The sequence below is a fragment of the Streptomyces tendae genome (genome assembly GCF_014650435.1).
Classification (GTDB): Bacteria; Actinomycetota; Actinomycetes; order Streptomycetales; family Streptomycetaceae; genus Streptomyces; species Streptomyces tendae.
Map to the genome: position 1 here is coordinate 25,659 of NZ_BMUY01000005.1, position 26,058 is coordinate 51,716.

At 72.7% G+C, this 26,058-nt stretch carries 28 protein-coding genes; 12 read left to right on the forward strand and 16 right to left on the reverse strand.

Annotation, left to right across the window (positions count from 1 at the left end):
• The first annotated feature begins 38 nt into the window (after positions 1-38).
• Complete coding sequence (locus tag IE258_RS14935; protein ID WP_189743671.1) at positions 39-803, forward strand: GntR family transcriptional regulator; 765 nt, start codon at positions 39-41, stop codon at positions 801-803.
• On the opposite strand, the gene IE258_RS14940 is transcribed toward IE258_RS14935, so the two are convergent.
• A complete protein-coding gene (locus IE258_RS14940) occupies positions 778-1,536 on the reverse strand; it encodes a class I SAM-dependent methyltransferase (protein ID WP_189743673.1) in 759 nt (252 codons plus the stop codon). The two genes, IE258_RS14935 and IE258_RS14940, sit on opposite strands and share 26 nt — an antisense overlap.
• 4 nt (positions 1,537-1,540) lie before the next feature.
• Positions 1,541-2,128 (reverse strand): PadR family transcriptional regulator, encoded by a 588-nt coding sequence (locus tag IE258_RS14945; protein WP_189743675.1) that lies wholly within the window; start codon positions 2,126-2,128, stop codon positions 1,541-1,543.
• A 91-nt stretch (positions 2,129-2,219) separates the two neighbouring features.
• Here IE258_RS14945 and IE258_RS14950 point away from each other — a divergent pair, with 91 nt between their 5' ends.
• A complete protein-coding gene (locus IE258_RS14950; protein WP_189743677.1) occupies positions 2,220-2,648 on the forward strand; it encodes a nuclear transport factor 2 family protein in 429 nt (142 codons plus the stop codon).
• 2 nt (positions 2,649-2,650) lie between these two features.
• Here the strand turns inward: IE258_RS14950 and IE258_RS14955 are convergent, their stop codons facing one another.
• Complete coding sequence (locus IE258_RS14955; RefSeq protein WP_189743679.1) at positions 2,651-3,421, reverse strand: methyltransferase domain-containing protein; 771 nt, start codon at positions 3,419-3,421, stop codon at positions 2,651-2,653.
• Between the two features lie 28 nt (positions 3,422-3,449).
• Here IE258_RS14955 and IE258_RS14960 point away from each other — a divergent pair, with 28 nt between their 5' ends.
• The 3 genes from IE258_RS14960 (at position 3,450) to IE258_RS14970 (ending at position 6,590) form a co-directional block, all read left to right on the forward strand.
• Positions 3,450-3,869 carry a MerR family transcriptional regulator gene (locus IE258_RS14960; RefSeq protein WP_189743681.1) on the forward strand — a complete coding sequence of 140 codons (420 nt, stop codon included), beginning with the start codon at positions 3,450-3,452 and terminating at the stop codon, positions 3,867-3,869.
• Between the two features lie 128 nt (positions 3,870-3,997).
• A complete protein-coding gene (gene rho / locus IE258_RS14965; protein WP_189743683.1) occupies positions 3,998-5,272 on the forward strand; it encodes a transcription termination factor Rho in 1,275 nt (424 codons plus the stop codon).
• Positions 5,273-5,405: 133 nt separating this feature from the next.
• On the forward strand, positions 5,406-6,590 hold the full coding sequence (locus IE258_RS14970) for a D-alanyl-D-alanine carboxypeptidase family protein (RefSeq protein WP_189743685.1): 1,185 nt from the start codon (positions 5,406-5,408) through the stop codon (positions 6,588-6,590).
• A 25-nt stretch (positions 6,591-6,615) separates the two neighbouring features.
• Here IE258_RS14970 and IE258_RS14975 read toward each other — a convergent pair whose 3' ends face one another.
• Positions 6,616-7,548, reverse strand: coding sequence for a glutaminase (locus IE258_RS14975; RefSeq protein WP_189743687.1), 933 nt, complete (start codon positions 7,546-7,548; stop codon positions 6,616-6,618).
• Between the two features lie 135 nt (positions 7,549-7,683).
• Here IE258_RS14975 and IE258_RS14980 point away from each other — a divergent pair, with 135 nt between their 5' ends.
• On the forward strand, positions 7,684-8,742 hold the full coding sequence (locus tag IE258_RS14980) for a fatty acid desaturase family protein (protein WP_189743689.1): 1,059 nt from the start codon (positions 7,684-7,686) through the stop codon (positions 8,740-8,742).
• A 32-nt stretch (positions 8,743-8,774) separates the two neighbouring features.
• On the opposite strand, the gene IE258_RS14985 is transcribed toward IE258_RS14980, so the two are convergent.
• The 5 genes from IE258_RS14985 to IE258_RS15005 all read right to left on the reverse strand — a co-directional run bounded on the left by IE258_RS14985 (position 8,775) and on the right by IE258_RS15005 (position 11,304).
• Positions 8,775-9,611 carry an undecaprenyl-diphosphate phosphatase gene (locus tag IE258_RS14985; RefSeq protein ID WP_189743691.1) on the reverse strand — a complete coding sequence of 279 codons (837 nt, stop codon included), beginning with the start codon at positions 9,609-9,611 and terminating at the stop codon, positions 8,775-8,777.
• 39 nt (positions 9,612-9,650) lie between these two features.
• Positions 9,651-10,025, reverse strand: coding sequence for a fluoride efflux transporter CrcB (gene crcB / locus IE258_RS14990; protein WP_189743692.1), 375 nt, complete (start codon positions 10,023-10,025; stop codon positions 9,651-9,653).
• Positions 10,022-10,366, reverse strand: a complete 345-nt coding sequence (locus IE258_RS14995; protein WP_127894385.1) for a DUF190 domain-containing protein — start codon at positions 10,364-10,366, stop codon at positions 10,022-10,024. The genes crcB (IE258_RS14990) and IE258_RS14995 overlap by 4 nt, the downstream gene beginning before the upstream one ends.
• Positions 10,363-10,827: a fluoride efflux transporter CrcB gene (crcB, locus tag IE258_RS15000; protein ID WP_189743693.1), complete on the reverse strand. Its 465-nt coding sequence runs from the start codon at positions 10,825-10,827 to the stop codon at positions 10,363-10,365. Before crcB (IE258_RS15000) ends, IE258_RS14995 begins: the two co-directional genes overlap by 4 nt.
• A gap of 189 nt (positions 10,828-11,016) precedes the next feature.
• The gene (locus IE258_RS15005; protein ID WP_189743694.1) at positions 11,017-11,304 is read right to left on the reverse strand and encodes a helix-turn-helix domain-containing protein; all 288 of its coding nucleotides are present in this window, start codon (positions 11,302-11,304) and stop codon (positions 11,017-11,019) included.
• Positions 11,305-11,433: 129 nt separating this feature from the next.
• Between IE258_RS15005 and IE258_RS15010 the strand changes: the two genes are divergently transcribed.
• Positions 11,434-11,841: a MarR family winged helix-turn-helix transcriptional regulator gene (locus IE258_RS15010; RefSeq protein ID WP_189743696.1), complete on the forward strand. Its 408-nt coding sequence runs from the start codon at positions 11,434-11,436 to the stop codon at positions 11,839-11,841.
• Positions 11,842-11,875: 34 nt separating this feature from the next.
• On the opposite strand, the gene IE258_RS15015 is transcribed toward IE258_RS15010, so the two are convergent.
• A complete protein-coding gene (locus IE258_RS15015) occupies positions 11,876-12,286 on the reverse strand; it encodes an SseB family protein (RefSeq protein ID WP_189743698.1) in 411 nt (136 codons plus the stop codon).
• A gap of 212 nt (positions 12,287-12,498) precedes the next feature.
• Between IE258_RS15015 and IE258_RS15020 the strand changes: the two genes are divergently transcribed.
• Positions 12,499-13,953: a glyceraldehyde-3-phosphate dehydrogenase gene (locus IE258_RS15020; RefSeq protein ID WP_189743700.1), complete on the forward strand. Its 1,455-nt coding sequence runs from the start codon at positions 12,499-12,501 to the stop codon at positions 13,951-13,953.
• Positions 13,954-14,017: 64 nt separating this feature from the next.
• Here the strand turns inward: IE258_RS15020 and IE258_RS15025 are convergent, their stop codons facing one another.
• The 6 genes from IE258_RS15025 to IE258_RS15050 form a co-directional block, all read right to left on the reverse strand.
• Entirely contained in the window at positions 14,018-14,698 is a 681-nt protein-coding gene (locus IE258_RS15025; protein ID WP_189743702.1) for an N-acetylmannosamine-6-phosphate 2-epimerase, read from the reverse strand.
• On the reverse strand, positions 14,695-15,642 hold the full coding sequence (locus IE258_RS15030) for an ROK family protein (protein WP_189743703.1): 948 nt from the start codon (positions 15,640-15,642) through the stop codon (positions 14,695-14,697). The genes IE258_RS15025 and IE258_RS15030 overlap by 4 nt, the downstream gene beginning before the upstream one ends.
• On the reverse strand, positions 15,639-16,598 hold the full coding sequence (locus IE258_RS15035; RefSeq protein ID WP_189743705.1) for a dihydrodipicolinate synthase family protein: 960 nt from the start codon (positions 16,596-16,598) through the stop codon (positions 15,639-15,641). The genes IE258_RS15030 and IE258_RS15035 overlap by 4 nt, the downstream gene beginning before the upstream one ends.
• 88 nt (positions 16,599-16,686) lie before the next feature.
• Positions 16,687-18,171 (reverse strand): exo-alpha-sialidase, encoded by a 1,485-nt coding sequence (locus IE258_RS15040; protein ID WP_189743707.1) that lies wholly within the window; start codon positions 18,169-18,171, stop codon positions 16,687-16,689.
• Positions 18,172-18,197: 26 nt separating this feature from the next.
• Positions 18,198-19,220 (reverse strand): acetylxylan esterase, encoded by a 1,023-nt coding sequence (locus IE258_RS15045; protein WP_189743709.1) that lies wholly within the window; start codon positions 19,218-19,220, stop codon positions 18,198-18,200.
• A gap of 256 nt (positions 19,221-19,476) precedes the next feature.
• Positions 19,477-20,229 carry a FadR/GntR family transcriptional regulator gene (locus IE258_RS15050; protein WP_373309755.1) on the reverse strand — a complete coding sequence of 251 codons (753 nt, stop codon included), beginning with the start codon at positions 20,227-20,229 and terminating at the stop codon, positions 19,477-19,479.
• 185 nt (positions 20,230-20,414) lie between these two features.
• Between IE258_RS15050 and IE258_RS15055 the strand changes: the two genes are divergently transcribed.
• The 4 genes from IE258_RS15055 (at position 20,415) to IE258_RS15070 (ending at position 26,025) form a co-directional block, all read left to right on the forward strand.
• The gene (locus IE258_RS15055) at positions 20,415-21,968 is read left to right on the forward strand and encodes an ABC transporter substrate-binding protein (RefSeq protein ID WP_189743712.1); all 1,554 of its coding nucleotides are present in this window, start codon (positions 20,415-20,417) and stop codon (positions 21,966-21,968) included.
• Positions 21,969-22,046: 78 nt separating this feature from the next.
• Positions 22,047-22,997, forward strand: a complete 951-nt coding sequence (locus IE258_RS15060) for an ABC transporter permease (RefSeq protein ID WP_189743714.1) — start codon at positions 22,047-22,049, stop codon at positions 22,995-22,997.
• Positions 22,997-25,009 carry a dipeptide/oligopeptide/nickel ABC transporter permease/ATP-binding protein gene (locus tag IE258_RS15065; protein WP_189743715.1) on the forward strand — a complete coding sequence of 671 codons (2,013 nt, stop codon included), beginning with the start codon at positions 22,997-22,999 and terminating at the stop codon, positions 25,007-25,009. The genes IE258_RS15060 and IE258_RS15065 overlap by 1 nt, the downstream gene beginning before the upstream one ends.
• Positions 25,006-26,025, forward strand: a complete 1,020-nt coding sequence (locus IE258_RS15070) for an oligopeptide/dipeptide ABC transporter ATP-binding protein (protein WP_189743716.1) — start codon at positions 25,006-25,008, stop codon at positions 26,023-26,025. The genes IE258_RS15065 and IE258_RS15070 overlap by 4 nt, the downstream gene beginning before the upstream one ends.
• The last annotated feature ends 33 nt before the right edge of the window (positions 26,026-26,058 follow it).

The window sequence follows — 26,058 nt, forward strand, 5'->3', positions numbered from 1 at the left end:
CCGCACGGCTACCGTACGTCATCAACAGGAGGCGCGGCATGGCCCGCACCACTCCGCACGACCAGTATTCCGCCGACCCGTCCCCCGCCGCGGCCCGGCCGCCCCTGTACCGGCGGGTGGCGGACCAACTGCTCGGCGAGTTGCGTGACGGGACCGTCCCGCCGGGGGAACGGCTGCCCGGCGAGCGCCGGCTGGCGGAGCACTTCGGCGTCAGCCGGGAGACGGTACGGCAGGCCCTGGACGTGCTGCGCAGGGACGGCCTGCTCAGCACCGACCGGCGGGGCACCCACGTCGCCCTGCCGGGACAGCCCGCCGGGAGTCCGGCTCCCTTGGTCTTCCCGGTCGGCGCCCGGGCGGCTCAGCCGCGCACCGGCGACCGTGCCACCGTGGTCTGGGGGACGCCGCCGCCGGAGCACGCCGCGGCGCTGGGGCTGGTGCCGGGCCGGCCGACCCTGATGCACCACTACGCGTCGGCGGCGGCCGGGGGCAACGGCAGGCGCACGGCCGTGACATCGTTTTCCGCCGTGGCGCTCGCCGAGGTCGAGGAGCTGGCCCGCTATCGCGACCGTGCCGACGGGGTCGCCTGCGCGCAGCTGCGCCGGGCCTACGACTGGATGCGCCGGGCGGGCCTGACGCTGCATCACCGGGACACCATCACGCTCCAGCCCGAGACCGCGTCGGTCCGGGTGGTGCGGCGGGTACACGACCAGTACGCGCGGCCGCTGGAGATCACCGACCTCCTGGTGGACACCCGGCAGGACGCTCTGGTCTACGAGTTCACCCTGCCGGCGGCGGCGGGCTGACCCGGCGCTGCGTCACGCGCCGGGCCACGACCAGCCGGACCCGCGGGCTGCCGTCGGGGCGGCGGCCGAACTCGGGCAGGGCGTGCAGGCCCGTCCGGAATCCGGCCCGCGCCAGCTCGCGGCCCACGTCCCCGAGCCGGAACGTCCGGTAGTACATGACGAACGGGGGCCGCCACAGCGCGTTGCGCACCCGCATCGCCGCGTCGAAGCCGAGCAGGGTCCAGTACCCCGGGGAGCCGGGCCGGGGCGGCGCGACGACGGGGAAGGCGAAGCAGCCGTCCGGCCGCAGGACGGAGTGCACCTGGCCGAACAGGCCCGGCAGTTCGCGGGGCAGGAAGTGGCCGAACGCCCCGAAGCTCACCACGAGGTCGAAGGCGGGGCCGAACGGCAGCGCGCGGGCGTCGGCGCGCACCCAGGAGACCGCCGGGCCCGGTGGCAGGGTGCGCCGGCGCGCGACCTCCAGCATGCCCGCGCTGAAGTCCACGCCGGTCACGCCCCGTTGGCACACCCGGGCCAGTACGTCGACGCCCGCGCCGGTGCCGCAGCACAGGTCGAGTCCGGCGGCGAAGGGGCCCAGCGGTTCCAGCGCGCGGGCCGCGGCCTCCAGCACCCGGTCCGGCGTCCGGTACGGGGTGTGGTCGAACTTCGGGGCGAGCAGGTCGTAGCCGCGCTCGACCGACGACAGTGCCTGGACGGCGAGTTCGCGCAGGGTGGGGCCTTCGGGGCTGAACATCCGGTCAGCCTAGGGGCTGCCCGGCGGGCCCCATGGGAGCGCGGCGCCCGTCGAGCACGGTGAGCACGCGCTCGCACCAGCGGGCGTTCTCCCGCTCGAACGTGATCCCGGCGGCCAGGGTGAGGTAGGGCCCGACGCGGTCGGCCTCGCGCAGGTGCTCCTCCTCGGTGCGGCCGTCCAGGAGGCGTTCCCGCACCCGCTCGTAGCGGGCGAGTTTGCCCAGCGCCCACGCCCTGCGCTCCTCGAGCAGCGCGCGGACCGCCGCCGGGTCGACGCCGTCCATGGCCTGCATCTTGATCAGGAACTCGTCGCGGACGGCGGTGGGCCGCCGGGTCGGCTCGGCGGCGAACACGCCGAGTTGTTCCCGGCCCGCCTCGGTGAGCGAGAACAGCCGTTTGGTGGGCCGGCGTTCCTGTGGCACGGTCCGGGCCGCGATGAGTCCGTCGCCCGCGAGGCGCTCCAGCTCCCGGTAGAGCTGCTGCGGCGTGGCGGGCCAGAAGTTGGCGAGCGACACGTCGAAGATCTTGGACAGCTCGTAGCCCGATGCCTCGCCCTCCAGCAGGGCGGCCAGGACGGCGTACTTGAGAGACATGTCGACACGCTAGCAAGCGAGCACCGCAACGACTACTCTACTCCACACCTATTCAAATAGTTCAGTAATAGCGCACTATGAGGGAGTGGCGATGCGGGCATTCCGTGCGGCGGTCGAGGCACACGACATGGACGCCGTCGAGGCACTGCTGGCCGAGGACGTGGTGTTCTCCAGTCCGGTCGTCTTCAAGCCCTACCGGGGCAAGGCGATCACGGCGGCGATCCTGCGCGCGGTCGAGCGCGTCTTCGAGGACTTCCGCTACGAACGCGTCATCGGCGAGGCGGACGGCCGCGACCACGCGCTGGTCTTCGCGGCCCGGGTGGGCGACCGCGAGATCAGCGGCTGCGACTTCCTGCACCTCGACGCGTCCGGCCGCATCGCCGAACTGACGGTGATGGTGCGCCCGCTCTCCGGCGCACAGGCCCTCCAGGCGGCCATGGCCGCGCAGTTCGAGCGGATCGCCGAGGAGGCGCAGGCGACGGGGCGGACGCAGGAGGCACGGGTGCGTCGGGCCGGCTGAGCTCATGCGGTGGCCGAGGCCACGAGGAACGGAATGGCGACGAGGAAGCGGCCCGCCTCGGCGCGTCGGCGCTGCTCGGTGAGCCACTCGTCCGCCCGGTCGCGGTCCACGGCGCCACCGGCGCAGGCCGACTCGGCGAGCCGCACGAGCAGCGACAGCATCGCGGAGTCGGTGAACACACTGGTGTGCGCCTCGACCGCGACGTCCTCGAAGCCGCCGGCCAGGAGCAGACCGCGGTACTGGCGACCGGCGCGGGGCGTGTTCAGCAGGTCGGCGCGGGCCTGCACGATCGTGCGGGTGAGCACCGGGTCGGCCGAGTCGATCATGATGGCGTCCCAGTCCTGACCGAGCAGGACGATCCTGCCGCCCGGGCGGAGGACCCGACGCGCCTCCGCCACCGCGCGCGCCGGCTCCCGAAGCACGTGGAAGACCTTGTCCGCGCGGTAGCCGTGCAGGCTTCCATCGGGGAAGGGCAGGTCCTCCGCCCCCGCCTGGCGGAACTCGGCCCGCGGCCACCGCTCCCGGGCCGCCTCGAGCATCCCCGGACCGGGGTCCACGCCCACCGCGCGGACGCCGCGTTCGGCCAGCTCGGCGACGGCTCGTCCGGCGCCACAACCGACGTCCACGACCGTCGAGCCCGGGACGAGGGAGAGCAGTTCGTAGGAGCGGGCCCGCAGTCGAGCGGCGCCCGGCATCCGGTCCGCGGAGTCGAGGACGGCCAGCAGGGCTTCGGTGTCGCGGTGATCCGCCGGTGCTTTCCGATTCATGGACATGGGTCTCATGCTGCGACTTGATGTCGGCATGAAGTCAAGCGACGACGGCGGCTCCGAGAGCCTGGGCATCGGCGCCCTGGCGGCGCGTTTCGGCCTGGCCACACACGTGCTGCGGCATTGGGAGGCGATGGGCCTGCTGCACCCCGGGCGGGACGCCGGCGGGCGCCGCCGCTACGGGGCGGACGACCTCACCCAGGTGGCGACGATCCTCCTCCTGAAGGAGGCCGGCCTCGGGCTGCACACCATCAGGAGCCTGACCACCGGTGCCGACCGCGCCACCCGGCACGCGATCCTCCGTCCCGCCGCCGAAGACCTCCGGTCGACGATCGCGGCGGCCCGGGCCTCGTTGGAACTCATCGAGGGCGGCCTGAACTGCGAGTTCGAGGACGTCACCCGGTTCCCGAACTACCGGCGGCTCGTCACCGAGCGGGTCGGGACCATGCAGTGAAATCGTGGTAGGGTGCTCTCAGCACTTGTGTACGCTCCCGTGAACGGGGCGCCGGTGCCAGTTTCTCTTCGGTTCGCGGATCCGCCCGTCCTGGCGTGACCGGTGCGTCCGCTTCTCAGCACAACCTCGTGAGCAGGGGCTTCAATCCCCGCCGTGCCCGAGGTGCTGTTCCCGCCGTCCGGAGGCGTGTCGTCCGACCCCTCGCGCGGCTTCCCCCTTCCTTCCGCATGTTCCATGCCCGTGTCCTCGAAAGGACCGACCACATGACCACCACACTCGAACACCCCCCTGCCCAGCAGCCCCCGGCCGAGATCGCGAGCGGTGTCCTCGACATCGAAGCGGGCGGGAAGGGGCGCCTGCGGGGCACGAACCTGCAGCCCGAGCCCTCCGACCCCGCCCTCTCCCCCGCGCTGATCCGCCGGCACGGGCTGCGCAAGGGCGACCTCGTCGAGGGAGTGCACGGCGACCGGCGCACCCTGACCGAGGTCGTCCGCGTCAACGGCCGTACGCCCCACCGGGGGAGCAAGCGCCGGCACTTCGCCGACCTGACCCCGCTGCACCCGCACGAGCGGCTGCGGCTCGAGCACCCGGCGGCCGGTCTCACCGGACGCGTCACCGATCTGATCGCGCCGCTCGGCAAGGGCCAGCGCGGCCTGATCGTGGCACCGCCGAAGACCGGCAAGACCGTCCTCCTCCAGCAGATCGCCGCCGCCGTGGCGGGCAACCATCCCGAGTCCCGGCTGATGGTGGTGCTGCTCGACGAACGCCCCGAGGAGGTCACCGACATGCGGCGCTCGGTGCGGGGCGAGGTGTACTCCTCGACCTTCGACCAGAGCGCCAAGCAGCACATCGCGCTCGCCGAGCTGGTGATCGAGCGGGCCAAGAGGCTCGTCGAGGCCGGGGAGGACGTCGTCATCCTCCTCGACTCCCTCACCCGGCTGTGCAGGGCGCACAACAACGCCGCCTCCTCCGGTGGCCGCACGCTCAGCGGCGGTGTCGACGCCGGGGCGCTGCTCGGACCCAAGCGGTTCTTCGGCGCGGCCCGAAAGGCGGAGGAGGGCGGCTCCCTCACCATCCTCGCCACCGCCCTGGTGGAGACCGGCTCGCGGGCCGACGATTTCTACTTCGAGGAGCTGAAGAGCACCGGCAACATGGAACTGCGGCTGAGCCGGGAGCTGGCCTCCCGACGGGTCTTCCCGGCCGTCGAACCGGTCGGCTCGGGCACCCGGCGCGAGGAGCTCCTTCTCACCCCCGCGGAGACGACCGCCGTGCGCGGGCTGCGGCGGGCCCTGGGGACCCGGGACGGGCAGTCCGGCCTGGAGACCCTGCTGGAGCGGCTGCGCCGGACGCCGGACAACGCCACCTTCCTGCGGCAGGTGCAGCCGACGCTGCCCGCCGGCTGACCCGCACCCCGGCCGTGACATGCCGTCGTCCCCGCCCCCACCCCCGGGCCTCCGCTACGGCATCCGGGTGTTTGCGCGGCGGGCCCGGCCCGGTCAGGGTGGCGGTGCGGGGGGCCGTTCCTACGTTTGCGGTATGACTATCGGATTCTCACTCCGGGCATCCCGGGCGGCTCGATCCACCTGCATGCTCTGTGTGGCAGGGCTGCTGACGCTCGTGCCGGCCACCGCGGCCGCCCGTACCGAGCGGCCGGACCCCGGCCCGCCCGGTGGTGCCGCGGCGGCCGGGACGTCGCCGCTGCACCGCTTGGGCACCCAGGTCCGGCCGCACCCCGGAGCGCCCCGGGTTCCCGATGTCTCCGCCCTGTCCTGGGTCGTGGCCGACGCCGGCACGGGCGACGTGCTGGCGGCGAACGACGCGCACCGCGAACTGCCGCCGGCCAGCACCCTCAAGACCCTGTTCGCCCTCACGGTGCTGCCCGCCCTGCCCGGCGGCATCCGTCACGAGGTCAGCACCGAGGACCTGTCCGGCATCGGTCCGGGCAGCAGCCTGGTCGGTGTCGTGGAGGGCGAGACGTACCGCGTCTCCGACCTCTGGAACGGCGTCTTCCTCAACTCCGGGAACGACGCCGTGCACGTCCTCGCCTCGCTCACCGGCGGCTGGAGCGCCACTGCGGCCCGGATGCAGGCCGAGGCCCGCGCGCTCGGCGCCCTCGACACCCACGTCCGCTCGCCGGACGGGTACGACGCCCCGGGCCAGGTCTCGTCGGCGTACGACCTGGCCGTCTTCGGCCGGGAGGGGCTGCGGCGCCCCGACTTCGCCCGGTACTGCGCCAAGGTCGACGCGCTGTTCCCCGGCCGCGACGGCGGCTCCTACGGGATCATGAACACCAACCGGCTGCTCACCGGAGCCGACGGCGTGGAACCGTACCCCGGGCTGATCGGGGTCAAGAACGGCTACACCAGCAACGCCGGCAACACGCTCATCGCCGCCGCCCGCCGCGACGGACAGACCCTGGTCGTCACGGTGATGAATCCTCAGGAGGGCGGCGGCCACGCCGTCTACGAGGAGGCCCGCTCGCTGCTCGACTGGGGCTTCGAGGCCGACGGGGAGGTCGACCCGGTGGGCTCGCTGATCTCCGAGCGTGCCCGGCCCCGGCAGGGACCGCAGGCGGCGCCCGCCGCGGTGGCCGCCGCGAAGCCGGCCGAGGACGAGCCGGGCTGGCCGGAGACCGGCGCGATCCTGGGCGTCGCGGGGCTCGGCGCAGGTGTCATGGCACTCGCCCTGCGGCTCAAGCTCGTGCGGGACGACGGGAGTTGAGAGTTGACGGGAGTGTCGCGCACGTTCAGAACACCGACAGTCCGGTCAGCGTGGTGAAGCGGTCCAGGGCCGCCACCCCGGCCACCGAGTTGCCGCGCTCGTCCAGGCCGGGGCTCCACACGCACAGCGTGCAGTGCCCCGGCACGACCGCGATGATGCCGCCGCCCACCCCGCTCTTGCCCGGCAGCCCCACCCGGTGCGCGAAGTCGCCGGCCGCGTCGTAGGTACCGCAGGTCAGCATCACCGCGTTGATCTGCTTGGCCCGGCTGCGGCTCAGCAGCCGGGTGCCGTCGGCGCGGATCCCGTGCCGGGCCAGGAACCCGGTCGCCAGCGCCAGGTCGGCGCAGGACGCGGCGACGGAGCACTGGCGGAAGTACTGGTCGAGGAGGACCGGCACGGCGTTGTCGATGTTCCCGTACGACGCCATGAAGTGCGCCAGCGCGGCGTTCCGGTCCCCGTGCGCGGCCTCGGAGGCGGCGACCTCCGCGTCGTGGGCGAGGTCCGGGTTGCCGCTCTCCGCCCGCAGGAAGGCGAGCAGTTCACCCGCGGCGTCGCCGGTACGGGTGTGCAGGCGGTCGGTGACGACGAGGGCGCCCGCGTTGATGAACGGGTTGCGCGGAATGCCGTTCTCGTACTCCAACTGCACCAGGGAGTTGAACGGGTTGCCGGACGGTTCCCGGCCCACGTGCTCCCACAGGGCGTCACCCTCCCTGGCCAGGTCGAGGGCGAGGGTGAACACCTTGGTGATGGACTGCGCGGAGAACGGCTCCCGCCAGTCCCCCACCCCGTACACCGTGCCGTCCAACTCGGCGACGGCCATGCCGAAGCGGCGCGGGTCGCGGGCGGCGAGCGCGGGGATGTAGTCGGCGGGCCGGCCGCTGCCCGGGGTCCGCTCGATCTCCTCGGCGATGCGCTCCAGGACCGGCCGGAAGGTCGTCGGTGTGCTCATGATCGCCATTGTCCCCCCGGGACGTTCCGGGCGGCGGAGAGCGGGCGGTGGGTGGACCCCCGTACCGGGGTGGTGCTGGCCTCACCCCCGTTTCGGGGGCGGACGCCATTCTGCGGGCGCGACGCCTTTCACATACTCACGTACATGGTCGAATCAACGGTGCTCGTCGAGAGCCAGCCCACGCCCGCCCGGGAGAAGGAACGCGAGAAGGGGAGCGATTTCTCCGAACTCTCCCGGCGCATAGCCGACGCGGGTCTGCTCCGGCGCCGCCCCCTGTACTACACGGTCCGCTTCGGTGCGGTGGCCCTGGCGCTCGCCGGCGGGGTGGCGGCGTTCGTCTCCCTGGGGGACAGCTGGAGCCAGTTGTTCGTGGCGGTCGCGCTCGCCGTCGTCTTCGGCCAGCTGGGGCTGGCGGCCCACGACCTCGCCCACCGGCAGGTCTTCTCGCGCCGGCGCCCCAGCGAGGCGGGCGGCCTGCTGGCGGCCAACCTGCTGCTGGGCATGAGCTACGGCTGGTGGATGAACAAGCACACCCGCCACCACGCGAACCCGAACCACGAGGAGAAGGACCCGGACGTCTCCCCCGACATCCTGGTGTGGTCACGCGGTCAGGCGAGCCGGGCGACCGGGCTGCCGCGGTTCGTCGGCAGGCACCAGGCCGCCCTGTTCTTCCCGCTGCTGACGCTGGAGGGCCTCAACCTGAGCTTCAACAGCTTCAAGGCGCTGGGCAGCCGGGCCGTGAAGCGGCCGGTGCTGGAGGGCACGCTGCTGGTGGCCCACTTCGCGCTGTACTTCGGCGGTCTGTTCACGGTCCTCTCCCCCGGCAAGGCGCTGGTCTTCCTCGCCGTGCACCAGGGTCTGTTCGGGATCTACCTGGGCTCGGTCTTCGCGCCCAACCACAAGGGCATGCCGATGATCGAGGAGGGCATGCGGCTGGACTTCCTGCGCCGTCAGGTCCTCACCTCCCGCAACGTGCGGGGCGGTGTGCTCGTCGACGCCTTCATGGGCGGCCTCAACTACCAGATCGAGCACCACCTCTTCCCCAGCATGCCGACCCCGGCCCTGGGCCGGGCCCAGGCCATCACCGAGGCGTACTGCGCCGAGTTGGGCGTGCCGTACCACCAGACGGGGCTGCTGGCCTCGCACCGCGAGGCCCTGCGGCACATGAGGAGCGTCGGCGAGCCGCTGCGCGCCGCCCGCTGACCGGTCGGCGCGCGGTGCCCGGTGCTCGGCGGTCAGCTGTGCAGCACGCCCGCGCCGAGCAGCCCGAACAGCAGGACGCCGACCGCGATCCGGTAGATCACGAACGCGTTGAAGGAGTGCTTGGCGACGAACTTCAGCAGCCAGGCGATGGAGGCGTACGCCACGACGAAGGAGACGAGGGTGCCGACCGCCAGCGGCGCGGCGCCCGCTCCCGTGCCCAGGGCGTCCTTCAGCTCGTACAGGCCCGCCCCGGTCAGGGCCGGGATGCCGAGGAAGAAGGACAGCCGGGTGGCGGCGACCCGGTCGAGGTCGAGCATCAGGGCGGTGGACATGGTGGCGCCGGAGCGGGAGAAGCCCGGGAAGAGCAGGGCGAGGATCTGGGAGCCGCCGACCAGCATCGCGTCCTTGAAGGACGTGTCGTCCTCACCCCGCTTGTGGCGGCCGGTGCGGTCGGCCCACCACATCACGCCGCTGCCGACGATCAGCGAGCCCGCGACCACCCACAGCGAGGCGAGGGGGCCCTTGATCAGGGGCTTGGCGGCCAGGCCGACGACGACGATGGGGATGGTGGCGAAGATGACCCACCAGGCGAACTTGTAGTCGTGGTGGTACCTCTCCTCCCGGTCGCGCAGCCCGCGCGCCCAGGCGGAGACGATCCGCGCGATGTCCTTGGAGAAGTAGACGAGCACGGCGGCGATCGCGCCGACCTGGATGACGGCGGAGAAGCCGATGACGGCGTCGTCGTCGACCGGGATGCCCATCAGCCCCTCGACGATCTTGAGGTGTCCGGTGGAGGAGACCGGCAGGAACTCGGTCACCCCCTCGACGGCTCCGAGGACGACGGCCTGACCGATGCTGATGGCGCTCATGGCATCCAGTTCCTACTACACCGAGCTGTGTGGCCGGCGTCAGGTCCAGAGCGCGTCGGCCAGAGTCACCCCCGCGAACGCCGCCGCGAGGCCGGCCGCCACGCTCCCCAGCACGTTCACGGCGGCGTGCAGCCGCGCGCCGGTCTCGGTCAGCCGGAGTGTCTCGTAGGAGAAGGTCGAGTACGTCGTGAGGGCGCCGCACAGCCCGGTCCCGAGCAGCAGCCGCAGCTCGGAGCCGGCCGCCCCGGCCAGGGCGGCACCGGTCAGCAGGCCGAGGACCAGGCTGCCGATCACGTTCACCGTGAAGGTGCCCCAGGGAAAGACCGAGTCGTGCCGGGACTGCACCGCGCGGTCGGTGAGGTAGCGCAGCGGGGCGCCGACCATGCCGCCCGCGACGACCAGCAGCCAGTTCACGACGGCCTCCTGCCCTCGTACCTGACGACCTCGCACGGGTCGAGGGTGACCAGGCCCTCGGTGACGAGTTCGTCGAGCAGTGGCAGGAAGTCCCGCACCCGCTCCTCGGTGTCGACGACGACGACGGCCACCGGCAGGTCCTCGCTCAGGGACAGCAGCCGGGTGGTGTGGATCAGCGAGGAGGCGCCGAAGCCCTCGACGCCGCGGAAGACGCTGGCGCCCGCGAGGCCGGCCGCGTGGGCGCGGTGGACGATCTCCGAGTAGAGGGGGCGGTGGTGCCAGGTGTCGTTCTCGCCGACGTAGACGGTCAGGCGCAGGGCGCCGCCGGTCAGCCTCGTCATGACTGCCTCCGCTTCAGGAGCCGGCGGGCCGCCCATGCGGCGAGCCACACCGACGTGAGTGCCGCGAGCGGTGTCGCGGCGAGGTAGGCCAGGCCGGTGCGGGCCTGGCCGTCGGCGAACAGGTACCGGGTGTCGACCGCGTAGGTGGAGAACGTGGTGAAGCCGCCGAGCACGCCGGTGCCGAAGAAGGGCCGGACCAGGCGGTGGGCCGGCCGGACCTCGGTGATGACCACCATGAACACGCCGATCACGGCACAGCCGACGGCATTGACGCCGAACGTCGTCCAGGGGAAGCTGCCGCTCTGCGTCGGCCACCACAGGGAGGCGGCGTAGCGGGCGGCGGCGCCGGTGCCGCCGCCGAGGGCCACGACCGCGACGACCGGTGCCTGGGTGCGCCACCCGGACCGCCTCGGGGCGGTGGCCGGGATCCCGCCCGGGCGCCCGGTCTTCGGGAGTGTCATGGTCGTACGTCTCCTACTCGCCGGGCAGGGGGTGCCCCCTGCGCAAGTCAAGTAGGGACCGTTGGCGGCGTCCGAGCCGCGGTTCGGGTACGGCGGGCCCCACCGCCGTGCCGCGTCCCTGCGGGCCGCGGCTGGTGCTCAGCCTAACGCCGGGGCGGCGTCAGGGGCACCTCGGGAGGCTGCGTGCGCCTACCAGCCCTTCTCGAACATCCGCGCCACTTCGGCGATGCGCACCTCGTCGCGCCGGTAGTACGTGCGGCGCCGGATCCTCCTGGTGCGGAGCAGGCCGAGTCCGGCGAGGAGGCCCAGGTGGGTCTCGGCCACCCGGCGGGGCACCCCGAGCTTGGCGGCGACGGGGCCCGCGTGGACACCGTGCTCGGCGGCGTCGACGCGGCGCTGCGACGGGAAGTGCGCGGCCGGATCCTTCAGCCACTCCAGGATGTCGAGACGCGTGCCGTGCACGGGGGTCCTGAGCATCTCGTCCTCCCTGCGCGCGGGCCCGCCCCTGCCGTGTCCGTCCACCTTCCCGCAGCCGGGGCCCCGTTGTCCGGCGACCGGGCCATTTGCACATTCAACCAATATCGGTTCCGGTGCTACCGTTCACCCATGGGAGCCAGGACGGCCGGCGCGCGGCTCGAGGAACGGTGGCGGGACATCCTGTCCGTGCACGCGCGCACGATGTGCGAGATCGACCGGGCGCTGCATCCGCACGGCCTGGGCGCGAGCGACTTCGAGGTGCTCGACCTCCTCGTGACCGAGGGGCCCGAGGCCGGCGACCGGTGCCGGGTGCAGAACCTGGTCGGCCGGGTCCACCTGAGCCAGAGCGCGCTGTCCCGGCTCATCGCCCGGCTGGAGAAGGACGGGCTGGTGCACCGCTCCATGTGCGCCGAGGACCGGCGCGGCGTGTACGTCACGCTCACCCCGAGGGGCCGGGACCTGCACGCCGAGATACTGCCGCTGCAGCGGGCCGCGCTGGCCCGCACGCTGGGCGACGACGAGGGCCACCGCCCCTGACGGGCAGCGGGGGCCCTCGCCACCGGTCTCGTTCCTAGGGACGGGCCAGCAGGGTGCGCACGCCGTCCGACGTGAGGGTGAGGCGGTGCTCCGAGCCGGCGTCGATGGACAGCGACAGGTCGTCGGCCGGCCACTGCGCGGCGAGGGCGCCCAGCGGCACCATGCGGTAGCGGGAGACGTACGGCAGCAGGTCGGCCATCTCCAGCTCCGAGGTGAACACGGGCACCACCTGGTTGCCGCCCTGCTGCTCCAGTACCGGCAGCGCCAGCATCCCGGGGTCGGCGGCGTCCTGGTCGTTCGCGTCGTCGGGCACCGGCACGAGGACGTCGCTGCTCGCGAGGGTGTCGAGTGCCGCCGTGTTGTCAGCGGTCTCGGTGGACTCGGCGAGCGTGTCCAGGGCCCGCTGGGCGGGCGTCACGGGGTGGTCGTTCGCGGGTGTCTCCATGGCAGATTCCCTGGTAGCGGCGGTGTTGCGGCCCGCGCGGACGATCGGCGCGGACACGGGTCCAGCCTCGCGTACCCGGTCGTCCACGGCGCAACCCTGTTCGAGACGCGCACCCGATTCCGTACTCATCTGATCAGCCGGGAGCCCACTTGATCGATCATCAACGCGATGGGGTTAGCATATGAGCGCCGCCTAGCTCGAAAGATAGAGACGTGACTGCCAACGACGACTCGTTCACCAACTGGAAGCACCGCGAAGAGACCGCGGAATCGATGATCCCGATGATCGGGAGGCTGCACCGGGAGCAGGACGTCACGATCCTGCTGCACAGCCGTTCCCTGGTGAACAAGTCGGTGGTCAGCATCCTCAAGACCCACCGCTTCGCCCGCCAGATCGCCGGGGCGGAGCTCTCGGTCACCGAGACGATGCCCTTCCTGCGCGCGCTCACCACGCTCGACCTCGGTCCCTCGCAGATCGACCTCGGCATGCTCGCCGCGACCTACCGCGGCGACGACCGGGGTCTGTCGGTCGAGGAGTTCACCGCCGAGGCCGTCGCCGGGGCCACCGGCGCCAACAAGATCGACCGGCGTGAGGGGCGCGACGTCGTCCTGTACGGCTTCGGCCGCATCGGCCGGCTGGTCGCCCGGCTGCTCATCGAGAAGGCCGGGTCGGGCAACGGGCTCAGGCTGCGCGCCATCGTGGTCCGCGGCGGTGGGGAGCGGGCCGCCGAAGACATCGTCAAGCGTGCCTCGCTGCTGCGCCGCGACTCCGTGCACGGCCAGTTCCAGGGCACGATCACCGTCGACGAGGACAACAGCACGATCCTCGCCAACGGCAACGCGATCAGGGTGATCTACGCGGACGACCCGGCGCAGGTCGACTACACGGCGTACGGCATCAAGGACGCCATCCTCATCGACAACACCGGCAAGTGGCGCGACCGCGAGGGCCTGTCGAAGCACCTGCGTCCGGGCATCGACAAGGTGGTGCTGACCGCTCCGGGCAAGGGCGACGTCCCGAACATCGTCCACGGCGTCAACCACGACACCGTCAAGCCGGACGAGCGGATCCTGTCCTGCGCGTCCTGCACCACCAACGCGATCGTCCCGCCGCTGAAGGCGATGGAGGACGAGTACGGCGTGCTGCGCGGTCACGTCGAGACGGTGCACTCCTTCACCAACGACCAGAACCTGCTGGACAACTACCACAAGTCGGAACGCCGCGGCCGCAGTGCGCCGCTGAACATGGTCATCACGGAGACCGGCGCCGCCTCCGCCGTCGCCAAGGCGCTGCCCGACCTGAAGGCGCGGATCACCGGCAGCTCGATCCGGGTGCCCGTGCCGGACGTGTCGATCGCGATCCTCAACCTCCAGCTGGCCCGCGAGGCGAGCCGGGAAGAGGTCCTGGAGTACCTGCGCGAGGTGTCGCTGACCTCGCCGCTCAAGCGGCAGATCGACTTCATCGGCGCCCCCGACGCCGTCTCCAGCGACTTCATCGGCTCGCGGCACGCCTCGATCGTGGACGCCGGCGCGCTGAAGGTGGAGGGCGACAACGCGATCCTCTACCTCTGGTACGACAACGAGTTCGGCTACTCCTGCCAGGTCGTCCGCGTCGTCCAGCACGTCTCCGGGGTGGAGTACCCGACGTACCCGGCTCCGGCGGTCTGAGCGCGGCACACACGGGCATGGGGCGGTGGGAGGTCGTCTCCCACCGCCCCTCGCGCGTTCCGGGTCAGGGCGCCAGGGCGTCCACGAAGAGCCGGGTCAGCGCGGTCGGTGCCGTGATGGCGGTGCCCACGACGACGCCGTGCGCACCGGCGGCCAGGGCCCGGGCAGCCTGCTCGGGCGTCGCGATGCGGCCCTCGGCGATCACCGGGGTGTCCAGCGCGCCGGCGAGGTCGGTCACGAGTGCCAGGTCAGGGGCGACCTGCACCGGGGAGCCCGGCACGTAGCCGGACAGGGTGGTGCCGACGAAGTCCGCCCCCTGGTCGGCGGCCGCGCGGCCCTCGGCGAGCGTGGACACGTCGGCCATGACCAGGGCGCCCGCCGCGTGGACGGCCTCGACCAGCTCGGCGAAGGTGCTGCCGTCGGGCCGCGGCCGGGCGGTGGCGTCGGCGGCGACGACCGCGGCGCCGGCCTCCACCAGGGCGAGCGCGTGGCGCACGGTAGGGGTGATGAAGACGCCGCTGTCGCCGTCCTTCCACAGGCCGATCACCGGCAGGTCGACGGCCGCGACGGTGGCCGCGACGACCTCCGGGCCGTTGACGCGCACGGCCGCCGCGCCGCCGGAGCGCGCCGCCAGGGCCATACGGACCAGGGTGTCGGTGTGGCGCATCGGGTCGCCGGGAGGCGCCTGGCAGGACACGATCAGGCAGCCCTCGAGCCGCTCGGCCAGGGACGGGGGCGGGGTCATGAAGTGGCTCCGGTGGTGGGGGGCTGGTGCAGGGGCAGGGTGCGGGGCAGCGCGGCCGCCCCGAGAACCGCTGCGTCGGCGCCGCCCCGCGGCGGGCGCGGGCGCAGGTCGCGCAGCGGGGGCATGAGTTCGGCGGTGAAGGCCGCGCACAGGGCGTCCCAGTACAGGGCGCCGATGCGGGGCACGCCGCCTGCGACGACGACGCGGTCCGGTCCGAGCGCGTTGGCGAGGCCGCCCAGGACCCGGCCCGTCGCACGGGCGCCGAGCTTGATGGCGGTGGTGGCGTGCGGGTCGCCCCGGGCCGCGCGTTCGGCGACCGTCTGGAGGCGGTCGGCCGGTTGTCCGCCGAGCCGTGCGCAGTGGGCGGTGATGGCGGGGCCCGCAGCGACGGCCTCCAGGTGGCCGGTAGCTCCGCAGGTGCAGGGCAGCCCGTCGGCCTCCGGGCTGGGCAGGTGCCCGAGGTGTCCGGCGATTCCGGCGACGCCGTGCAGCACGCGTCCCGCCGCGGCGACGGCGCCGCCGACACCGGTGCCGACGGCGGCGTAGAGGAGGGTACGGTCGTCGTCCGGGCCGTCCAGTTCCGTCGCGGCGGCGGCGCGTACGTCGTTGTCGCAGGCCACGGGGAGGCTGGTACGGGTGGCGAGGCCGGCCGCGAGGGCGGTGCCCGCCCAGCCGCGGATGGTGTCGGTGGCGCTGGTGACGGTCCCGGTGACGGGGTCTATCACGCCGGCCGCGGCGACTCCGATCGCGGTGGTGCCGTGGACCCGTACCGCGCGGGCGGCGATGGCCAGGGCGTCCAGCACCACCTCGGCGCCCTCCGTCGCCGGGGTGGGCAGGGTGTGCCGGGCGAGCACCGTGCCGTCGGTCCCGACCAGGGCGGCGGCGATCTTCGTGCCGCCCAGGTCGAGGCCGATGACCGGTGCGTCCGGGTGCGGTGCCGTCATCGGACCGGCAGCAGCCCGGCGCCGCGCAGGTGCCGCTCGACGTGGGCGATGTGGTCCTCGCCGAGCTGGATCTGCGGGGCGGCGGTGGTGCCGTGGGTGAACACGCCGAGCAGCCGCAGGGCGTGTTTGAAGGCGCCGATGGCCGAGGAGTTGCGGCCCATCTCGCCCTCCGGGCCCGCGTCGACCAGGCCGAACAGCTCGACGAGCCGCTCCTGTTCCTTGACGGCGCGGTCCAGGTCGCCGCCGCGCACGGCGTCGTAGAGGCGGACGTAACCGGCCGGGTCCACGTTGCCGAGGCCCGGGACCACGCCGTCGGCGCCGGCCAGCAGGGCGGCGTCCACGGTCAGTTCGGAGCCGGTGAGGATGCTGAAGGAGGGGGCGGGGCCGTCGGCGCGGCCATGGCGTCCGCCGAGTTCGACCATGAGGCGGCGCAGGCCGCCCTCGTCGCCGCTGCTGTCCTTGAGCCCGGCCAGCGTGCCGTCCTCGGCGAGTTCGCGCACCAGGGCGGCGGAGAGCTTGCTGTGCACCGAGACGGGGAGGTCGTAGGCGTACAGGGGCAGGTCGACGGTGGAGCGGACCGCGCGGAAGTGGGCGGCGATCTCGCGCGGGTGGGTGCGGGCGTAGAAGGGGGCGGTGGCCACCAGGGCGTCGGCGCCGGCCTTGTGGGCGGCCTCGGCGTGGGCGAGTACCCGGGGGGTGGTCATGTCGATGGCCCCGGCGAGGACCGGGACGCGGCCCGCGACGGCCTCGACGACTGTGTCGAGGGCGACGGCGCGCTGCCGGTCGGTGAGGAAGGCGACCTCGCTGCTGGAGCCCAGGGCGAACAGCCCGTGCACTCCCCCGCCGACGAGGTGCTCGACAAGCCGGGCGAGCGAGGCGGTGTCGACTTCGCCCGACGCGTCCAGAGGAGTGCAGACGGGCGGCACGACGCCGCTCAGGGGCTGGGACGAGGACATGGTGTTTCTCCTGGGCTGTGCGGGTGGTGGTACGGGTGGAACGGGCCGCCGGGCACCGGGGTGCCGGCGCCCGGCGGCCCGTGGCCGGCTACGGCTGGGTGACGGCGAACGTCTTGTCGCCGTAGGAGTGCTGGCGACCGCGGACCTCGTAGGTCGCGGTCGCCCGCACGTCGCCCGCGGTGGCGTTCGCGGGGACCGTGACAGGGATCCTCATGTTCGCGCCCTGGCCGGGGTCGAGCGCGGGCACGGAGGCTTCCGGTGCGCTCCAGCCGTCCGGCAGGTCGAGCGAGACCGTGCCGGCGGGGAGCCGTACGTCGTTCTGGCTGACGACGCGGACGGTGACGGTGGTGGTTCGCCCGGCGGGCAGGGAGGCGGGCGAGGTGACGGTGACCGGCGCGCAGACTCCTCCGAGCCACTGGAGGTCGAAGGAGGAGTAGGTGATGTGGTCGACGTTGCCCCGCTCCCACAGCAGGCCCATGCTCGGGTTGGGGCCCGTGCCGTCGCTGAGCGGGGTAAGTGTCGAGTAGGCGGCGGCGCCGGACTCGACCGTCCTGCGCACCGGCCAGGTCTGCCCGTTGTCGCAGGAGAGGCGGACGGTGAGGTTGCTGCGGCTGTTGGTCGTCGCGGTGTTGCTGAACATCAGCCACGAGGCGCGCGGGTGCGAGGCGTCCACGTTCGGCGCGAACCGCGTGACGGAGCCGTTGTTGGCCGGGTCGGGCAGCTCGGTGTCCTGCTGGAAGGGGGTGTAGGTGACGCCGCCGTCGGTGGAGTAGGCGACCGTCCGGTAGGGCCTGGAGCGGTTGTTGAGCATGATGCGGCCGTCGGACAGCTCCACGGTCTTGTTCTCGTCGCCGCCGGGGCCGACGGGGGTGCCCATCCTCCAGGTGGCGCCGTGATCGTCGCTGTAGGCGCTCACCGCGTAGTTGGCGCCGTCCTTGCGGATGGCGTACTGCTGGATCAGGCGGCCCTTGTAGGTGCCGTGGCGCAGCTGGGTGCCTTCGCCGGAGGCGGCGAACATGCCGGCCCAGGAGGGATCCTTGATGTCGGCGGTGATCCGCTCGTGCTGCCAGGTGAGGCCGTCGTCGTCGGAGTAGCTGTAGTCGGCCTGGAGGACGTCGGGATCGCTCTCGTCGTTGCCGGTGGCCGAGCCGAAGAAGCCCTGGTTCACGGAGGCCGCGTAGAAGAGGAAGACGCGGCCGGTCTCGTGGTCGACGAGGAGGCTGGGGTCGCCGTAGCCCTTGGGGGCGGCGTCCTTGCGCACGACCTGCTGGGCCTGCCAGGTGGTGCCGCCGTCGGTGCTGCGCCTGAGGACGACACCGATGTTGCCCGGCAGGTCGCCGAGGGTGGGCCGGGCGTCGTAGGCGGCGAGCAGGGTGCCCTCGGTGGTCCGGGTCAGGGCGGGGATGCGGTAGTAGGGGGAGCCGGTGCCGGCGGTGGCGAGGTCCTGCGAGGTGAGGGCGCCGGCGGCCGCGGCGGCCTTGCGGGGGGAATCGGCCCCGTGGGCGGCGGGGACGGTGGTGCCCAGGACGACCAGGGCGGCGGTGCCGACGGCCATGGTGACTCTTCGCTGCATGAACAGGCCTCTTCTCGGGTGAGGGGTCAGGCGAGTTGGGGGTCGTGCGGTGCGGTCGGGACGGTGGGGGCCGCGGGGCGGGGTGCGGTGAGCAGTTCGCGCACCCAGGCGAGTTGTTCACGGCGGTGGTGGCCGCCGCCGCCCTCGTGGCCGTTGAACTCGTAGACGCGCAGGTCCTTCGGGCCGCCGTAGCGGTGATAGGCCGCGAAGCTCGTCGAGGGCGGGCAGATGTCGTCCATCATCGCGATGGAGAAGAGCGACGGGGCCGTGGCGCGGGCGGCCAGCAGGGCGGCGTCGACGTAGGACAGGGTGGCGAAGACGGTCTCGGTGCGGTCCCGGTGCAGGCGCAGGTACTCGGCGACCTCGGTGTAGGGCGGCCGGGCCGCGATCGTGGCGCCGCGCCGGATGTCGCAGAGGAAGGGGACGTCGGGCATCACCCCGGCCAGGCCCGGCACGAGCCCGGCCACCGCGAGGGCGATGCCGCCGCCCTGGCTGATGCCGGTGACGACGACCTTGCCCGGGTCGACGGCCGGATGCGCGCGTGCGGCCTCCACGAAGCGCACCGCGTCGGTGAACACCCGCCGGTAGTAGTGGTCGTGGGGGCTTTCGACGCCGCGAGTGAGGAAGCCGGGGACGGTGCCGTTCAGGGCGGCGGTGTCGGGGGTGTCGCCGCCGGCGGTGGACCAGCCCTGGCCGCGGGTGTCCATGACGAAGTGGGCGTGGCCGGCGTTGGCCCAGAGCACCTGCTCGTGCGGCAGACCGCGGCCCCGTCCGTAGCCGAGGAACTCCACCACGCACCCGAGCGGCCCGCTCGCCCGGGCGGGCAGGTGCAGCCAACCCCGGAGGGGCTCGCCGGCGAAGCCGGGCACCGTGACGTCGTAGGTGGTCACCTCGGTCAGTCCGGTGTCCACCGGCGTGAAGCCGGGTGCGCCGCCGGCGTCCCGGGCCTCGCGGAGTGTCTGCTCCCAGAAGGCGTCGAGGTCGGCGGGCTCGTCGAGGTCGGGCCGCAGTGCCAGGCACTGGGCGAGGGTGAGGTCCGTCAGTGGCATGGAGGGGCCCCGGTGGGTGAGGCGTGCGCGCGGCGCAGCGCGGAGGAACGGACGGGACCGGTCGGACCGGACCCGACGGGAGGGCGGTCGCTCTCGTCAAGAGCAGACGTCTGATGTCTGCTGATCGAGGACATTAGAGATCGGGACGGCGACCGTCAAGTGCCCGGGTTCGGCGCCGAACAGGGGTAAGCAGCGTCGGCGCGCACAAAAGAGGCGCCCCCGACGGGGGCGCCTCGTCCACCGGTCCGCTGCCGGGTCAGCGCCGGGCGCGGGCCTCCTCGATCCGCAGCCGCACCGGCGCGTAGTGCTCGGCGAGGGCCGCCGCGAACTCGGCCGGGTCGCGGTCGCGCACGGCGTCCACGATGCGCTGGTGATTGGCGATGGTGGTCGCCTCGTGCTCGCGCGTGAAGACGTCGAGGTGCGGCGCGACGATGACGTAGACGTCCCAGAACGCCGCGGACAGCTGGCCGATGAGGTCGTTGCCGAGCGGGGCGAGGAGCAGGGTGTGGAAGGCGCGGTCCGCCTCGACGAACCCGTGCCCCTCCCCCGCGCCGGCTCGGCGCATCTCCTCGACGTGGGCGTCGAGGCGGGCGATCTGCGCCTCGTCCAGGGCGGAGACGAGCCGTTCGGCCATGCCCCGCTCGAACAGCTCGCGAACCTCGATGAGGTCGCTCATCACCTGGAAGTCGTCGTCGGGGCTGAGCAGACCGCGGAAGGTGAGACTCTCCACCAGGGCGGACAGGCTCAGCCTGCCGACATAGGTGCCGTGCCCGTGCCGCACCTCGACGATGTCGAGCGCGGTGAGGATCCTGATCGCCTCCCGCACACTGGACCGGCTCGCGCCGAGCGCCTCGCACAGGGCGGGCTCGGTCGGCAGAGGATCCCCCGGGCGCAGGTCGTTGCGCAGGATGTAGGCCTTGATGCCGTCGACGACCTCCTGCCGCAACGGTTGTCGTGCCGTCTTGGGCTCCGGCTCTCTCCGCCGAATCGCCCTTTGCCCCACCGCCACCTCTTGACCCCTCTCACTTGCCCGGCTACGTTCCCACGTTATCAAGCATCAGACATCAGACGTCTGACGCGCCGTCGGTGAGGCGCCGACCACACTCGCCTCCTCCACCTTGCTCGACTCTCATCTCCCGCCTGGAGGACTCCTTGTCCGCGCGCAGTGCAGCCGGCGTCGATCGCCGCACGTTCATGAGATACACCAGCGCCATCGGTGTGGCGACCGCCGTCACCACCGGCCTGACGGCCTGCGGAGGGCCTGCCTCCAGTGGAGACGGTACCGGTGACTCGGGCAGCGGCGGCGACACCATCGAGGCCGGCCTCTCCTACGCGCTGTCCACCGGCTTCGACCCGATGATCACCTCGGGCGCGACCCCGTACGCGGCCAACATGCACATCTTCGAGGGGCTGGTCGACCTCGACCCCGCCACGCTCGTGGCGCGGCCTGCACTGGCGACCGGGATGCCCCAGAAGATCAACGCGACGACCTACCGGGCCACCCTGCGCGAGGGCGCGACCTTCCACGACGGCTCGCCGGTCACCGCGGACGACGTGGTGTTCAGCTTCGAGCGGGTCCTGGACGAGGCGAACGCCTCGCTGATGGCGCAGTTCGTCCCGTTCGTCGACCGGGTCACGGCCGTCGACAGGTCGACGGTGGAGTTCAAGCTGAAGTACGCCTTCGCGCTCTTCCCCTCGCGCATATCCGTGGTGCGGATCGTGCCGAAGAAGATCGCGGGCGCCGACGCCAAGTCCTTCGACGCCCGGCCCGTGGGCTCGGGCCCGTACAGGTTCGTGTCGGCGGTCCGCGAGGACAAGATCGTCATGGAGGCGTACGACAAGTACAACGGGCCGCACCCGGCCAAGGCCAGGAAGATGATCTGGCGGCTGATGTCCGACCCGTCCGCCCGGGTCAGCGCGCTCAAGTCGGGCCGCGTGCAGGCCATCGAGGACGTGCCCTACATCGACATCAAGGGCTTCACCGGCAAGGACAAGGTGGAGTCGGTCCAGTCCTTCGGGCTGCTCTTCCTGATGTTCAACTGCGCCGACGAGCGGTTCAGGGACAAGCGGGTGCGGCAGGCCCTGCACTACGCGCTGGACACCGAGAAGATCATCTCCACGGCACTGCTCGGCAACGCCGAGGCCGCCACCGGTTACGTCCAGGCCACGCACCCGGACTACCGCAAGGCGGCCACCGTCTACACCCACGACGTCGCCAGGGCGAAGAAGCTGCTCGCCGAGGCGGGCGTGGGCAAGCTCTCCTTCACGCTGATGCTCACCGACACCGGCTGGGTCAAGGACGTCGCGCCGCTGATCAAGGAGAGCTGGGCCGCTGTCGGTGTCGACGCCCGGCTCGACATCCAGCAGTCCGCCGCCCAGTACGCCAAGATCGACCACGGCGACTTCGAGGCGCTGGCCGCGCCGGGCGACCCGTCGGTCTTCGGCAACGACGCCGACCTGCTGCTGCGCTGGTTCTACTACGGCTTCTGGCCGGAGAACCGTTACGGCTGGAAGGGCAGCGACGCCTACAAGCGGACCAGGTCGCTGCTCGACAAGGCCGCCGCGGAGGCCGACGGGGCCAAGCGCAAGGAGCTGTGGGGCCAGGTGACCGACCTGGTCGCCGACGAGGCCGCGCTGTACCCGATCCTGCACCGCAAGCTGCCCACCGCCTGGCGGGAGGGGCCGCTGACCGGGTTCAAGCCGCTGCCCACCACCGGGCTGTCCTTCATCGACGTCGGCCGGGGCTGACTCCGCACGCCCAGGCCGCCGGCCGCCGCCGCGCCCCCGCGGGCGGCGGCCCCCGCCCCAATCGCTAGGAACCTCACGATGGTTGCATTTCTCCGGCTCGCGCTGCGCCGCGTCGCGATGATGCCGGTGATGGTCCTCGGCATCGCGCTGCTGGTCTTCGTGGTCCTCCAGTTCTCGCCCACCGACCCCGCGTACAACGCGCTGGGCGAGTCGGCGAGCCCGGCGGCACGAGCGGCGTTCGCCGAGGCCAACGGACTCGACGACCCCCTGCCCGTGCGCTACTTCGCCTTCCTGGGCGATCTGCTGCGCGGAGACCTCGGCGTCACGATGTCGCCCAGTCAGCCCGTCACCGACCGGATCGCCACCGCGTTCCCGCTCACCCTGCAACTGACCCTGCTCGGCCTGACGCTGGCCGTGGTGCTGGCGCTGCTCTTCGGTGTCCTCAGCGCCGTCTACCGCGACCGCTGGCCGGACCAGGTCTTCCGGGTGCTGTCCATGGCCGGCATCGCGCTGCCCTCGTTCTGGATCGGTGTGCTGCTCATCCAGCAGTTCTCGCTGAACATGCCGCTCTTCCCGACCGGCGGCTACGTCAACCCGGCCGACTCCTTCTCCGGCTGGATCGAGAGCATGACGCTGCCCGCGCTCTCCCTCGCCCTGCCCGTCGCCTCGTCGCTGGCCCGTCTCGTCCGCACCTCGATGGTCACCGAACTCGACCGCGACTACGTGCGCACCGCCAGGGGCAGCGGCCTGCCGCCGTTCCTGATCATCCGGTCGGTGCTGCGCAACGCCCTGGTCACCCCGTTGACCGTGCTCGGCGTCAAGGTCGGCTACATGCTCAGCGGCGCCGTCGTCATCGAGGCGATCTTCGACCTGCCCGGCATGGGCAAGCTGATCCTCGAGGGCGTCAACGGAGGCGACGTCGGCCTTGTCCAGGGCACCGTGCTCACCATCGCGATCGCCTTCCTCGTGGTCAACGTCGTCGTCGACCTGCTCTACCTGCTCGTCAACCCGCGCATCAGGACGGTGTGATGTTCGCTCCACGCTCCCTCGCCGGGCGCCTCGCCCGGCCCGGCACCCGCCTGCGCCGGCTGCCCCTGCCCTCCCGGATCGCCCTCGGGATCCTCCTCGTGGTGGTGCTGGGCGCGGTCTTCGCGCCGCTGCTCACCCAGGACCCGCTCGCCACCGGCATCCCGGCGCAGGCTCCGGGCGCCGACCACTGGTTCGGCACCGACCGGGCCGGGCGGGACGTGTTCGCCCGCGTCGTGCACGGTGCGCGCTACTCCCTGGTCATCGGCCTGGGCGCGACCCTGCTCGCCCTGGTCGTCGGCTCCGCCCTGGGCGCTCTGGCGGCCACCTCGCGCAAGCTCGCCGACGAGTCGGTGATGCGCACGCTCGACGTCGTCATGTCCTTCCCGCCGATCGCGCTGGCCGCCGTGCTCGTCGCGGTCTTCGGGCCCAGCGTGCCGGTCATCATCTTCACCATCGCCTTCGTCTACTCGCCCTCCCTGGCCCGCGTGGTGCGGGCCAACGTGCTGGAGCAGTACGGCGAGGACTACGTCGCCGCCGAGCGCGTCATCGGCGCCCGCCGCGGCTACATCGTGGCGCGGCACGTCGCCATCAACTGCGCGGCGCCGATCCTGGTGTTCGCGACGGTCATGGTGGCCGACTCCATCATCTTCGAGGCGAGCCTGTCCTTCATCGGCGCCGGTGTGCAGGACCCGGACCCGAGCTGGGGCAGCGTGCTGGCCTACGGCCGGCAGATCCTGCTGTCGGGCGGCTGGTGGGCGACCCTCTTCCCCGGCCTGTGCGTGCTGGTCACGGTGCTCGCGCTGAACGTGCTCTCCGAGGGCATGACGGACGCCGCCGCCTCGCCGGACACGTCCCGCACCGGCGGCACCGACACCGACGACAACGCCGCCGAGCCCGCGCCGGCGGTCGACGAGACCGAGGTGAACGCCGCGCTCGCCGAACTGGCGGCCCGGCTCGAGGCCATGGAACCCGCGGTGCCGCCGGTCGCCGAGGACGCCGCCGACCTGCTGGTCGTGCGCGACCTGTCGATCCGCTTCCCGGACCGCTACGGCGACACCCGCGTCGTCGACGGCATCTCCTTCACCGTCCGCGAGGGCGAGACCCTCGGCCTGGTCGGCGAGTCGGGCTGCGGCAAGTCCATCACCAGCCTCGCGATCATGGGCCTGCTGGCCCGCAACGCCGAGGCCGAGGGCGAGATCCGCTACCGGGGCCGCGATCTGCTGAAGCTGGCGCCGAAGGAGCGCCGGGCGCTGATGGGCCCGGAGATCGCCATGGTCTACCAGGACGCCATGTCGTCCCTGAACCCGTCCGTGCTGATCGGCACCCAGCTCAAGTGGCTCACCTCCCGGGGCGGCACCCGCACCCCCGCCGAGCTGCTCGAACTGGTCGGCCTCTCCCCCGAGCGCACTCTGCGCAGCTACCCGCACGAGCTGTCCGGCGGGCAGCGCCAGCGGGTGCTGATCGCCATGGCCCTGTCCCGCAGCCCGCGCCTGCTCATCGCCGACGAGCCGACCACCGCCCTCGACGTCACCGTGCAGGCCCAGGTCGTCGAACTGCTGGTCCAGCTCCGCGACGAACTGGGCTTCGCGATGATCCTCGTCTCCCACGACCTGGCCCTGGTCGGCGACCTCGCCCACCGGGTCGCCGTGATGTACGCCGGCCAGGTCGCCGAGGCGGGCGACACCCGCGCGCTGCTGACCGATCCGGCGCACCACTACAGCCGGGGGCTGCTCGGCTCGGTCGTGTCGCTGGAGTCGGGTGCCGAGCGCCTGCACCAGATCCGCGGTGTCGTACCGGCCCCGAAGGCGTTCGGCGCCGGCTGCCGGTTCGCGTCCCGCTGCGCCGCCGCCACCGACCTGTGCGCCACCACCCCGCCGCCCGCCACCGACCGCGACGCCGGTCTCGACCACCTCTTCGCCTGCCATCACCCGGCGACCGCGCACCGGACGCCCTCCGGAAACGGACCGGCCTTGGGGACCGGCCCGGCGAAGTCGCTGGAGAGTGCCCGATGACCGCCACCGAGGACAGCACCATGGACCCACTCGTCCGGCTCGACCGCATCCACGTACGGCACAGGGCCCGCAGCGGCGGCATCCTGCGCCGGGACGCCGTGCACGCCCTCACCGACGCCTCCCTGGAGGTCCGGCGCGGCGAGATCCTGGGACTCGTCGGCGAGTCGGGCTGCGGCAAGTCCACTCTGGCCCGCGTGGTCACCGGACTGCAGCGCCCCACAGAGGGACACGTCTACTTCCGGGGCCGGGACCTGTGGACGATGGGCGCCGCCGAGCGGCGCACCGGATTCGGGGCCTCGGTCGGCGTGGTCTTCCAGGACGCCTCCACCGCGCTGAACCCGAGGCTGCCCGTGCGCCGGATCCTGCGCGACCCGCTGGACGTGCACCAACGCGGTACGCGGGCCGAGCGCGACGCCCGGGTGGAGGAGCTCCTCGACCTGGTCGGGCTGCCCGGCCACACCCTGGACGCGCTGCCGGGCCAGCTGTCCGGCGGTCAGCGCCAGCGCGTGGCCATCGCCCGTGCGCTGGCCCTGGAGCCGGAGCTGATCGTCGCCGACGAGCCCACCAGCGCCCTGGACGTGTCGGTGCGCGCCCAGATCCTCAACCTGCTGGTGGACCTGCGGGCCCGGCTGGGCCTCGGCATGGTGTTCATCTCGCACGACGTGCAGACGGTGCGCTATCTGGCGGACCGCATCGCGGTGCTGTACCTGGGCCGGGTGGTCGAGGAGGGCGGGGCCGCCGAGGTCTCCGGCGCCTCCCGGCACCCGTACACCGAGGCGCTGCTCTCCGCGACGCCGAGCCTGCTGGAGCGCCCCGACCGGATCGTGCTGCACGGCCCGGTGCCGTCGGCCACCAACCCGCCCACCGGCTGCCCTTTCCGGACCCGCTGCTGGAAGGCGGACGACGCCTGCGCCACCGCCTTCCCGGCGGCGACGGAGGGGCACGGGGGACATCGGTGGCACTGCGTCCACCCCAAGGAGAGCAGGGTCCCCGACGAAGTGGTGAGCGGAGGCTGACAGGTATCGGCCGGCCCGGGGCGGGGCATGCGT

Bases quoted from the DNA above. Each gene is read 5' to 3' on its own strand.
- IE258_RS14960 (WP_189743681.1), top strand. From the start codon at position 3,450: ATGAAGTCAAGCGACGACGGCGGCTCCGAGAGCCTGGGCATCGGCGCC.
- IE258_RS14980 (WP_189743689.1), top strand. From the start codon at position 7,684: ATGGTCGAATCAACGGTGCTCGTCGAGAGCCAGCCCACGCCCGCCCGG.
- IE258_RS15030 (WP_189743703.1), bottom strand. From the start codon at position 15,642: ATGACGGCACCGCACCCGGACGCACCGGTCATCGGCCTCGACCTGGGC.
- IE258_RS14940 (WP_189743673.1), bottom strand. From the start codon at position 1,536: ATGTTCAGCCCCGAAGGCCCCACCCTGCGCGAACTCGCCGTCCAGGCA.
- IE258_RS15040 (WP_189743707.1), bottom strand. From the start codon at position 18,171: ATGCAGCGAAGAGTCACCATGGCCGTCGGCACCGCCGCCCTGGTCGTC.
- IE258_RS14935 (WP_189743671.1), top strand. From the start codon at position 39: ATGGCCCGCACCACTCCGCACGACCAGTATTCCGCCGACCCGTCCCCC.
- IE258_RS14950 (WP_189743677.1), top strand. From the start codon at position 2,220: ATGCGGGCATTCCGTGCGGCGGTCGAGGCACACGACATGGACGCCGTC.
- IE258_RS15025 (WP_189743702.1), bottom strand. From the start codon at position 14,698: ATGACCCCGCCCCCGTCCCTGGCCGAGCGGCTCGAGGGCTGCCTGATC.
- IE258_RS15015 (WP_189743698.1), bottom strand. From the start codon at position 12,286: ATGGAGACACCCGCGAACGACCACCCCGTGACGCCCGCCCAGCGGGCC.
- IE258_RS14945 (WP_189743675.1), bottom strand. From the start codon at position 2,128: ATGTCTCTCAAGTACGCCGTCCTGGCCGCCCTGCTGGAGGGCGAGGCA.
- IE258_RS15035 (WP_189743705.1), bottom strand. From the start codon at position 16,598: ATGTCCTCGTCCCAGCCCCTGAGCGGCGTCGTGCCGCCCGTCTGCACT.
- IE258_RS15010 (WP_189743696.1), top strand. From the start codon at position 11,434: ATGGGAGCCAGGACGGCCGGCGCGCGGCTCGAGGAACGGTGGCGGGAC.
- IE258_RS14985 (WP_189743691.1), bottom strand. From the start codon at position 9,611: ATGAGCGCCATCAGCATCGGTCAGGCCGTCGTCCTCGGAGCCGTCGAG.
- IE258_RS15060 (WP_189743714.1), top strand. From the start codon at position 22,047: ATGGTTGCATTTCTCCGGCTCGCGCTGCGCCGCGTCGCGATGATGCCG.
- IE258_RS14975 (WP_189743687.1), bottom strand. From the start codon at position 7,548: ATGGCGATCATGAGCACACCGACGACCTTCCGGCCGGTCCTGGAGCGC.
- IE258_RS15005 (WP_189743694.1), bottom strand. From the start codon at position 11,304: ATGCTCAGGACCCCCGTGCACGGCACGCGTCTCGACATCCTGGAGTGG.
- IE258_RS15070 (WP_189743716.1), top strand. From the start codon at position 25,006: ATGACCGCCACCGAGGACAGCACCATGGACCCACTCGTCCGGCTCGAC.
- crcB (WP_189743693.1), bottom strand. From the start codon at position 10,827: ATGACACTCCCGAAGACCGGGCGCCCGGGCGGGATCCCGGCCACCGCC.
- IE258_RS14955 (WP_189743679.1), bottom strand. From the start codon at position 3,421: ATGTCCATGAATCGGAAAGCACCGGCGGATCACCGCGACACCGAAGCC.
- IE258_RS15045 (WP_189743709.1), bottom strand. From the start codon at position 19,220: ATGCCACTGACGGACCTCACCCTCGCCCAGTGCCTGGCACTGCGGCCC.
- IE258_RS14995 (WP_127894385.1), bottom strand. From the start codon at position 10,366: ATGACGAGGCTGACCGGCGGCGCCCTGCGCCTGACCGTCTACGTCGGC.
- IE258_RS14970 (WP_189743685.1), top strand. From the start codon at position 5,406: ATGACTATCGGATTCTCACTCCGGGCATCCCGGGCGGCTCGATCCACC.
- IE258_RS15065 (WP_189743715.1), top strand. From the start codon at position 22,997: ATGTTCGCTCCACGCTCCCTCGCCGGGCGCCTCGCCCGGCCCGGCACC.
- IE258_RS15055 (WP_189743712.1), top strand. From the start codon at position 20,415: ATGAGATACACCAGCGCCATCGGTGTGGCGACCGCCGTCACCACCGGC.